General features: G+C 39.6%; 9 protein-coding genes and 1 tRNA gene. 4 read left to right on the top strand and 6 right to left on the bottom strand.

Going from position 1 to position 8,374, the window contains the following annotated elements; all coding sequences use genetic code 11:
* Window positions 1–37: 37 nt before the first annotated feature.
* The 3 genes from CWC04_RS03635 to CWC04_RS03625 form a co-directional block, all read right to left on the bottom strand.
* Window positions 38–114 (bottom strand) — tRNA-Val (locus CWC04_RS03635).
* 113 nt (window positions 115–227) lie between these two features.
* Window positions 228–1,274, bottom strand: coding sequence for a DUF3080 family protein (locus CWC04_RS03630; protein WP_138684632.1), 1,047 nt, complete (start codon window positions 1,272–1,274; stop codon window positions 228–230).
* Window positions 1,267–2,616, bottom strand: coding sequence for an MATE family efflux transporter (locus CWC04_RS03625; RefSeq protein WP_024033477.1), 1,350 nt, complete (start codon window positions 2,614–2,616; stop codon window positions 1,267–1,269). The genes CWC04_RS03630 and CWC04_RS03625 overlap by 8 nt, the downstream gene beginning before the upstream one ends.
* Window positions 2,617–2,744: 128 nt before the next feature.
* On the opposite strand from CWC04_RS03625, the gene CWC04_RS03620 reads away from it, so the two are divergent.
* Window positions 2,745–3,371 carry a riboflavin synthase subunit alpha gene (locus CWC04_RS03620; protein ID WP_138684631.1) on the top strand — a complete coding sequence of 209 codons (627 nt, stop codon included), beginning with the start codon at window positions 2,745–2,747 and terminating at the stop codon, window positions 3,369–3,371.
* Here the strand turns inward: CWC04_RS03620 and CWC04_RS03615 are convergent.
* Together CWC04_RS03615 and CWC04_RS03610 are read right to left on the bottom strand one after the other, a co-directional pair.
* Window positions 3,368–3,571, bottom strand: coding sequence for a CPXCG motif-containing cysteine-rich protein (locus CWC04_RS03615; RefSeq protein ID WP_004586763.1), 204 nt, complete (start codon window positions 3,569–3,571; stop codon window positions 3,368–3,370). The genes CWC04_RS03620 and CWC04_RS03615 overlap by 4 nt on opposite strands.
* A gap of 197 nt (window positions 3,572–3,768) precedes the next feature.
* Complete coding sequence (locus CWC04_RS03610) at window positions 3,769–4,632, bottom strand: fructosamine kinase family protein (protein WP_004586762.1); 864 nt, start codon at window positions 4,630–4,632, stop codon at window positions 3,769–3,771.
* A 109-nt stretch (window positions 4,633–4,741) separates the two neighbouring features.
* Between CWC04_RS03610 and CWC04_RS03605 the strand changes: the two genes are divergently transcribed.
* A complete protein-coding gene (locus tag CWC04_RS03605) occupies window positions 4,742–5,434 on the top strand; it encodes a DUF445 domain-containing protein (protein WP_126007259.1) in 693 nt (230 codons plus the stop codon).
* 49 nt (window positions 5,435–5,483) lie between these two features.
* Here CWC04_RS03605 and CWC04_RS03600 read toward each other — a convergent pair whose 3' ends face one another.
* Complete coding sequence (locus CWC04_RS03600; RefSeq protein WP_138684630.1) at window positions 5,484–5,849, bottom strand: DUF3718 domain-containing protein; 366 nt, start codon at window positions 5,847–5,849, stop codon at window positions 5,484–5,486.
* A gap of 250 nt (window positions 5,850–6,099) precedes the next feature.
* Between CWC04_RS03600 and CWC04_RS03595 the strand changes: the two genes are divergently transcribed.
* Together CWC04_RS03595 and CWC04_RS03590 are read left to right on the top strand one after the other, a co-directional pair.
* Window positions 6,100–6,885 carry a hypothetical protein gene (locus CWC04_RS03595; RefSeq protein WP_138684629.1) on the top strand — a complete coding sequence of 262 codons (786 nt, stop codon included), beginning with the start codon at window positions 6,100–6,102 and terminating at the stop codon, window positions 6,883–6,885.
* A 100-nt stretch (window positions 6,886–6,985) separates the two neighbouring features.
* Window positions 6,986–8,368: an amidohydrolase gene (locus CWC04_RS03590; protein WP_004586758.1), complete on the top strand. Its 1,383-nt coding sequence runs from the start codon at window positions 6,986–6,988 to the stop codon at window positions 8,366–8,368.
* Window positions 8,369–8,374: the final 6 nt, after the last annotated feature.

The raw sequence follows: 8,374 nt of genomic DNA, 5'->3' as shown, positions 1-8,374 counted from the left end.
TATCTTAATTATATTTATTCAGAGGGGAGAATAGATTTGGTACGACTGAGTGGATTCGAACCACCGACCTCTACCATGTCAAGGTAGCGCTCTAACCAACTGAGCTACGGTCGTATTACCTAATTAAGATGCGATAAATTTAATTATCAGCGGCCGCTAATATATAGCGTGGTGAGTGGTGAATCAAGCAAGTTTGTTGCTTTTACGTTTGTTTGCCGTTTTTTTATTCATATTGGGCTGATTTCACACGTTTTATAAAAGTTTTGCCACCAGGTAACGTGTTTTTTGGCTGAGCCTTTAAGCTGGTTTAGTAGATTGCTTTGTGAATCGAGCGCTATAAAAGTATTTATTTGCTTATTTGTTATGGCTTGGTCAAACCACAGTTGGTTATACAAAGGTAAAAGTGTTTCAAGGTAGCCTGCTAAATTAGCCTGATAAGGCTGTATTTCTTTAAGGAAATACTTTTGAAACACGTTACTGACGATAGTGGCTACTTTTTTATTTTTTCCTGCTGGGCATATTTCATCAATGGATTGCGATTCAATAAATTGCGTGGCTGAATTATTAAACGCTATTTGCAGCCGTGCAGAATAAATGAGTAATTGGTTAAAACGGTACTTATTCAGCTGCTCTAACGCGTTAAAAATGTCTGCGGAGTTAATTTTTAAGTAATGTTTATTGAGTATGTGTTGTTTTATGAGTGCAAGCTGCTGCATGGCCGCTACCGTGTCGCTAAACCCTGCCGGCGAGACAGAAAGCTCTGCGCTGCTAGCTTGCCACGTGTTTTTTAGCTCAAATTCGTTATACAACATTAAATTAAAGTAGTGGTTTAGTGTTTGCTCTTTATGTGTTTTTGCTTTTAACAGGGTTTTATAAACTGCTGAGTCAGGCTCAAGCGTGCTTAAGCACTGCTGTGCATTTTGCACAAACTCTATTTGATACTTTAAAACACCGGCATGTCCGGCCGTTTTACCAAGCTGATTGTTGTGCTCACTAATAAGTAAGCTGAGCTTACAATGGCTTAAGCTGGCAAGTTCAATCAAGCTAATGGTGGTGGTGTTTAAAAGCGTGTTAGGGGGTAAAAGCGGGCTAATTGCTTCAGGTTTACTTAAACCGGGGGCTTGGGTTTCAAGGGTATTACTTAAGCGTGCTGTGTATGTTTGATAAGTGTTGCTAGGCGCTTTTGAACACCCAGCAAGCACGGCGCAACACACAGCTAATAAACAACTTAACCATGTTTTGCTTGGTATTAATGTTAGTGCTTTTTTATACAAATGGCGCCTGCTTTAATCGCTTATTAACGGTGAACATAAGCCATACAGCAGCAACGGTTAAGCCAAAAATAATACCTATCCAAAAACCGTGCGGCCCCATGGCGGGCACAATTAAATCTGTTCTTCCCAATACGTAGCCTAAAGCAAACCCGATTAACCAGTAAGATATAAACGTTATATACGATATAGGCTGCGTATGTTTTAAACCTCTTAAAATGCCGTTCGCAGCGACTTGAAGTGCATCAGGAATTTGATAAATACATGCCAAAATCATAATTGAGGTCGCTAATGCAATAACAGCTGGGCTGTCGGTGTATAGTTGGCTTATTAAATCGCGGCCAATAAAGGTTATAAAAGCTAAAAATAACGCAATAGCAATGGCTAATATGTAGCTGGTTGATATAGCAGTTTTTAATTGGCTTAAATGGTTTTGACCAAATAAATTACCAATACGAATACTAATGGCGATAGATAAGCTCAGTGGCATCATAAATAATAACGCGGTCACGCTTCCCGCAATTTGATGGCCCGACACAGCAACAGCACCTAAGTGTGCAATAAATAAAGGTATACACGCAAATAGCGTAATTTCAAAAAAGGTAGCCAACGAAATGGGTATACCTAATTTAGTAATAATTCCAATGGTTTTAATATTGGGCTTTTCAAAATTTGCCAGCAGGGCTTTTGCATCGATTTTTTTACTAAACTGGCAATACGTTACTTGTGCAACAGCCATTACAGTCAGTACCAATGCCGTAGCAATACCACAACCTGCACCGCCGTAGGCTGGTAAGCCAAATAAACCATTTATAAAAATATAGTTAGCTGGAATATTAACACCAAGGCCCAGTAAGCTGATATAAAAAGCGGGTTTTGTCATCCCCATGCCTTCGGTCATATTGCGATAAACGGTAAAAATTAAAAAACCAAAGGCTCCCCATTTCACAAAATGGATATAGTCGTACGCAAGGCTTGCGATAGCGGGGGTTGTATCGAGTTTTAAAATCACTATATCGGCTAGGTTGGCTATACCAAAACCAATTGCGCTTAAAATAGCGGTTAAATACAGAGCTTGCTGAAAATAATGGCTAATACCCTTTTTATCATTAGCGCCCGCAAATTGGGCAATAATACCGGTTAACGCGAGCAAAATACCTTGCAGCGCCAGTAATAACGGGTTCCATATACCGGTTGCAATCGACAGCGCAGCTAAATCTGTTGGGCTTACTTGGCCTGCCATAATGGTGTCGACCACCGACATTAAAACGAGTGTTACTTGTGCTAAAAATACAGGTACGGCAAGGGTGATTAAACGTTTGGCTTCCCAGCTACTAAAGGTCATAAAAACAGCTATTTGATAAAACAGGGCGCAATTGTAATCGATTGTGTTTCAAATAAAAATCACTGTAGTGAATGATTTTACGAGTTGATACGTTAAACTAGCACTTTGTAATAATTTTAAGTGATTTTATGTTTACAGGAATCGTTCAAACTCAAGCTACTGTTGTATCTACCACGCATACCGAAGGGGTTTTACGTTTGGTTGTATCGGTAGGTGATGAATACGTTAAACATTTAGATTTAGGCGCGAGCATTGCAATTAATGGCTGTTGTTTAACGGTGGTTAAAGTTGAATTAAGTAACCACGATGTAGTGGCGCAAGTACATTTTGATGTAATTGATGAAACACTATTACTAACGAATTTAGGCAAGCTTGCACTAGGTAGCTTAGTTAATTATGAGCGCTCAGTAACCTTTGGTACTGAATTAGGTGGGCATATTGTGTCGGGGCACATACACTGCACTGCCCGAATTGGGCAAATAGTTAAGCAACAAAATAACTGTAAAATTCAGTTAAGCTTACCTACTAAATGGCAAAAGTATGTTTTGTACAAAGGCTTTGTAGCAATAAATGGCGCAAGTTTAACCGTGGGCGAAATTGACGAGCAGGGGTTTTGGTTACACCTGATCCCCGAAACGCTGGCCATTACAAATTTAGGCAACGCTCAAGTGGGTGATGAACTAAATATAGAAGTTGATCAGCAAACTTATATCATTATTAACACGGTAGAAAATTACTTACGCCACCAAGGCTAAAAAATTTGTTCATCGTCGCTGTCTATGTGTAACTCTAATTTTTTATGAGCATGGTCTATGTGCATGTTTAAATGAATAGGGTTACAACAGGCACTGCATTCTTCTACGTAGTCTTGATCCCCCATACTTGCGTCAATGTCTAGGTGTATGTGGTTGCCACAGTGTGGACACGTGATACGTTGTGATAAAAAATCTTTCATAATCACTCCAATAGTACCAAGGTAAGAATTAACTTGTTGATACGCGTTAATTAAGTTGTGCAGTTATACTAGCAACAACTTGATGGCTCAAAACTGAACTAAACAACAAGGTATTGAGCCTAAATAACATCCTTTTTAAATATAGTGCTGAAGCAACGATTATGACAGTTATTTTACGTCTTATGAGGCGTTATTATTTAAAGCGATAGCAGCTCATCAATATGCTGCTTAGCCTGAGTAAGATAGTGCCCTGCAAATATATTTGCGTGATTTAAAATAGGGTAAAGTTGGTATATTGCTTTGCGCTTTTTATAGTTTTCGCTTAATGGGTATTGCGCGTTATAGGCGTTATAAAAATCATCAGGTAAGGGGGCAAATAGCTCGCTCATTGCAATATCTACCTCGCGGTCTCCGTAATAACATGCGGGATTAAATAAGGTCGGTACATTTTTAATAAAGCCCATATTTCCTCGCCAAAAGTCGCCATGTACTAAAGAGGGCTCCACAATATGGCTGTGCAATTGCTCTTTTACCAGATTAATTAATAGCTCAGGCTCTACAAGCTGAATGCCTTTTTCGGCTAATAGTTGCAGTTGCCAGCCTATGCGCTCTTCTGCGTAAAATAAGTCCCATTTTTTATGCCATTGGTTTGGTTGCACGGTGGTGGCTAGATAATTATCTACATCAAAGCCAAACATTGCTTGGTCGTGCTTTTGGTGCAGCATAGCCAGTTGTTTACCCATATCGTGCCAATGTGTGTGGGGTTGTTTATCAAGTACTAACCACTCTAGTACAATAAACGAAAATTCAATATTAGCACCTGTTACAATGCAGTCGGGCACCATAAAAACACTATTTTGGGTGAGCTGCTTAAGTCCTATCGCTTCGCTTTCTAGACGATCTAGTTCGCTTTTAAGGGCAATTTTAACCAGGTAATTGTGTTTTCCATCGGTGAGTTGATAGAGTTTATCGGTATTTGTACTTTGCAGCTGACGTTTGTAAGTATGTTTAAAGTCATAATGAATGGCTTGGCTAATGTGCTCGTTTACTGTTTTCCACATATCAATTGCTCGCCTTTTAAACAGATACTTAAACTATGGCAAAAAAGTATTAATTTAACAAACTAATCGTTGTAAAATTAACGATATAAAAAATGCTAATGGAGTAACAATGAACAAAAGTTTTATCACCAATTTGCTCGCTGTCTTGTGCGTAGTTATAGGCTACCTTTTTAACCACGCTATTGTGTTATCGGTGGGGTTATTTGCGCTATCTGGTGCTGTCACAAACTTATTGGCTGTTCATATGTTATTTGAAAAAGTACCTTTATTATATGGCTCGGGTGTTATTGCTCTAAAATTTGAAAGTTTTAAAGTGGCTATTCGTAATTTAATTTTGACTGAGTTTTTCTCTGAGCAAAAAATTAATAACCTACTTAGCAAAGCACAACCTAATATCGACTTTGAGGGCATTATTACTAAGGTTGATTTAAACCCTGCATTCGACAACCTACTTCAAGTAATAGAGCAATCTCAGTTTGGCAGTATGTTAGGTATGTTTGGTGGCACAGCGGCTATAGAGCCAATGCGAGAAAAGTTTATTGAAAAAATGCAGCTATCACTTGCGCAAATTAGCCAAACAGACGATTTTAAAGCGCTAGTAAACGATACGTTATCGCAAGGGAATAGCGCACAAAGCTTACATGCTACGGTACTTAAATTAGTTGATGAGCGCTTAAATGAACTCACCCCTAAAATGGTTAAAGACATTATTCAAACTATGATACGTGAGCATTTAGGCTGGCTAGTAGTATGGGGCGGTGTGTTTGGCGGTTTATTTGGATTAATTGCGGCCATTATTTAATAAATTAAGCCTGCTTACAAAGCAGGCTTAATTTTGCGTTAACACCATACTATTTTGGCCCTGTGATGATTACTTTTTCTGGGTTGTACGATTTAGCTAAATCTTTAATTGATGTGCGAGTACTGGTATCAATATTTAAATAATTTGCGCTTTTATCAAGGTTATACAAAGTAACAAAATCGCCCATTGATAAGTTATTACAGTGCAGCTTTTTGCTCATTACCGCTTTGCTTATATTTAAATCGTGTGACGCTTTACGTACTACGTACGATTTATTTGCTGCAACAGCCATACAAGCCTGTGTACCTGGCGATGAATCGGCCGCGACAAATTGGGTGGCTAATGCTGGTTTTGCAATTAGTAAAGTTGCGCCTAGTACCATAGTTGTGCATAAAGTAGCTTTTAACGTGTTCATAATTAGTCCTCATTGTTTGTGGTTCAGCTTTATTATTGAGCGATTTAAACTAAAAAGCTGTTAACCAAACGCAACAAGGTGTAAGCAGGTATGTTTAAAAATACACACTTAAGCTAGGTGACTGAATTTAAGCCCTAATAAATGTGTTTTTTGACACACTTAGGCAAAATTATTTTATAGCTACTGACATATTTTCTCAGCCTGCTATTATCGCCCCCATTATTTACGCGCTTAATTTTTAGGAGAACCAGTGAGCAAAACGTTAGCCAGCTATTACCAGCAAGCGTATGCCTGCGAGCACAAGCATTTTAATCAATGTTTTTATTGTGGATGCGAAGCCACAGAGCGCGATCATTGCCCGCCGTTACATATGCTGCAGAGCATTATTGATTTAGGCGAAGAGGCCGACTTTGTCTCTATTGCCGCGTGTTATGAGTGCCATGCCTTATTGCATAATGAAAGGCTAATGACGATAGATGAGCGTTTTACAAAACTTAAAAATAAGCTCTCTAATAAGTACGCTAAGGCGCTGCGTGTTTATAACATGTGGGAAGAAAATGAATTAAGTGAAATGAGTGACGAATTTGCGCACAGCATTCAAGCGGGTATGAAATTAGGTAAAGAGGCATCTGAGCGTTTAGCGTTTACAGGCTTTACATATGCCACCGAAGAAGCCCGCGTGACCGTACGCGAAAAAACCAAAGAGTTTGATGTAGAAGGCGCCGTTTTTACCGACTTTAAAGACGCGTTAAATTACTGTATTAACGTACTTAAAGTTCAAAAAAGTGACTTTTATAAAATATTGGTAGAGGATTATAACGGCGACTTTAATAGAGCACTTAGCCAGTATCGTCATCGCCATGATAAAGTAACAGCAGCAAGCGATGGTAATACATTAATTAAGGATTTTGCTAAGCAACATAAGCAAAACTCAGACTTTGTAACTCGCACCGTAAAACACTTTATAAACAAAGATCCATCGCTTACAACCGAAGGCGCACTTGAAAAGCTGTATAACAATTATATAAAAAAATAATTACAGCCGTTTAACTCATTTAATCGCTTTTTTACCTGTTTTTTTAGCTTTATTACGCCGCTTTAGCTAAAGTAGCAAAAAAACAGGAGAACCTAACAACATGCAAAAATTTGCTCCCTCATTGTTAGCAGTTGGTTTAGCTGCTGCCCTTGTTGGCTGCCAAGAAAACGGCCCACAAGATGCAAAAATCACCATTAATAAAAACCCATACCCAAGCACCTACACACCGCTTGCAAGTAAAAGCACACTAATTACCAATGCAACAGTACTAACTGGCACTGGCGAGCGCTTAGATGACGCCGATGTGTTACTTGTTGATGGTAAAGTACAACAAGTAGGTAAAGACTTATCGGCCAATGCAGATGCAACCATTGATGCACAGGGAAAATGGGTTACCCCAGGTATTATTGACGTACACTCTCACTTAGGTGCTTATCCAAGCCCATCGGTTGAGTCTCATCAAGACGGAAACGAAATGACCAGCCCAAATACTGCTGAGGTGTGGGTAGAGCATTCGGTATGGCCTCAAGATCCTGGTTTTAACCGCGCGCGCGAAGGCGGTATTACTTCACTACAAATTTTACCAGGCTCAGCTAACTTATTTGGTGGCCGTGGCGTAACACTTAAAAACATTCCTGCGCATACCATGCAAGCAATGAAATTCCCTGATGCGCCTAATGGTTTAAAAATGGCCTGTGGTGAAAACCCAAAACGCGTATATGGTCGCCAAGGTACTTTGCCTTCAACCCGTATGGGTAACATGGCCGGTTACCGTATGGCATGGGCAGAAGCACAAGAGTACAAACGTGCATGGGATAAGTACGACGCCGATTATGAAGCAGGTTTAAACCCAGAAGCACCAGTTCGCGATATTAAGCACGATACTCTTCGCGCGGTCATTGAAGGTGAAGTGTTAATTCATAATCACTGTTATAAAGCTGAAGAAATGGCGATGATGATCGACCTTTCAAAAGAATTTGGCTATCACGCAGGTACGTTCCATCACGGTGTAGAAGCTTATAAAATTGCAGATTTATTGGCTGAAAATGGCTCGTGTGCTGCACTTTGGCCAGATTGGTGGGGCTTTAAAATGGAAGCCTACGACATGGTTCAAGAAAACGTAGCTATTGTTGATGCGGTAAAAAATTCGTGTGCCATTGTGCATTCTGACTCAGACACCACTATTCAGCGCTTAAACCAAGAAGCGGGTAAAGTAATGTACCGTGCAAACGAAAATGGCTTTGATATTTCGGAGCAGCACGCGATTAAGTGGATCACCTCAAACGCGGCTAAATCATTAGGTATTGAAGATAAAACTGGTTCGCTTGAAGCAGGTAAGCAAGGTGATGTGGTTATTTGGAACCAAAACCCATTTAGCGTTTACGCAAAAGCTGAACAAGTATTTATTGATGGCGCAAAAGTTTACGATAGAAACGATAGCGCATTTCAAGCACAAAGTGATTTTATGTTAGGTCAACAATAAGGAGCC

Source organism: Pseudoalteromonas sp. S2893, assembly GCF_005887105.1.
GTDB classification, from domain to species: Bacteria; Pseudomonadota; Gammaproteobacteria; order Enterobacterales; family Alteromonadaceae; genus Pseudoalteromonas; species Pseudoalteromonas atlantica.
This window is presented reverse-complemented; position numbering and strand designations above follow the sequence as displayed.

Excerpts from the sequence above, each read along its gene's own strand:
- CWC04_RS03625 (WP_024033477.1), bottom strand. The coding sequence starts at position 2,616 with ATGACCTTTAGTAGCTGGGAAGCCAAACGTTTAATCACCCTTGCCGTA.
- CWC04_RS03620 (WP_138684631.1), top strand. The coding sequence starts at position 2,745 with ATGTTTACAGGAATCGTTCAAACTCAAGCTACTGTTGTATCTACCACG.
- CWC04_RS03615 (WP_004586763.1), bottom strand. The coding sequence starts at position 3,571 with ATGAAAGATTTTTTATCACAACGTATCACGTGTCCACACTGTGGCAAC.
- CWC04_RS03610 (WP_004586762.1), bottom strand. The coding sequence starts at position 4,632 with ATGTGGAAAACAGTAAACGAGCACATTAGCCAAGCCATTCATTATGAC.
- CWC04_RS03605 (WP_126007259.1), top strand. The coding sequence starts at position 4,742 with ATGAACAAAAGTTTTATCACCAATTTGCTCGCTGTCTTGTGCGTAGTT.
- CWC04_RS03600 (WP_138684630.1), bottom strand. The coding sequence starts at position 5,849 with ATGAACACGTTAAAAGCTACTTTATGCACAACTATGGTACTAGGCGCA.
- CWC04_RS03590 (WP_004586758.1), top strand. The coding sequence starts at position 6,986 with ATGCAAAAATTTGCTCCCTCATTGTTAGCAGTTGGTTTAGCTGCTGCC.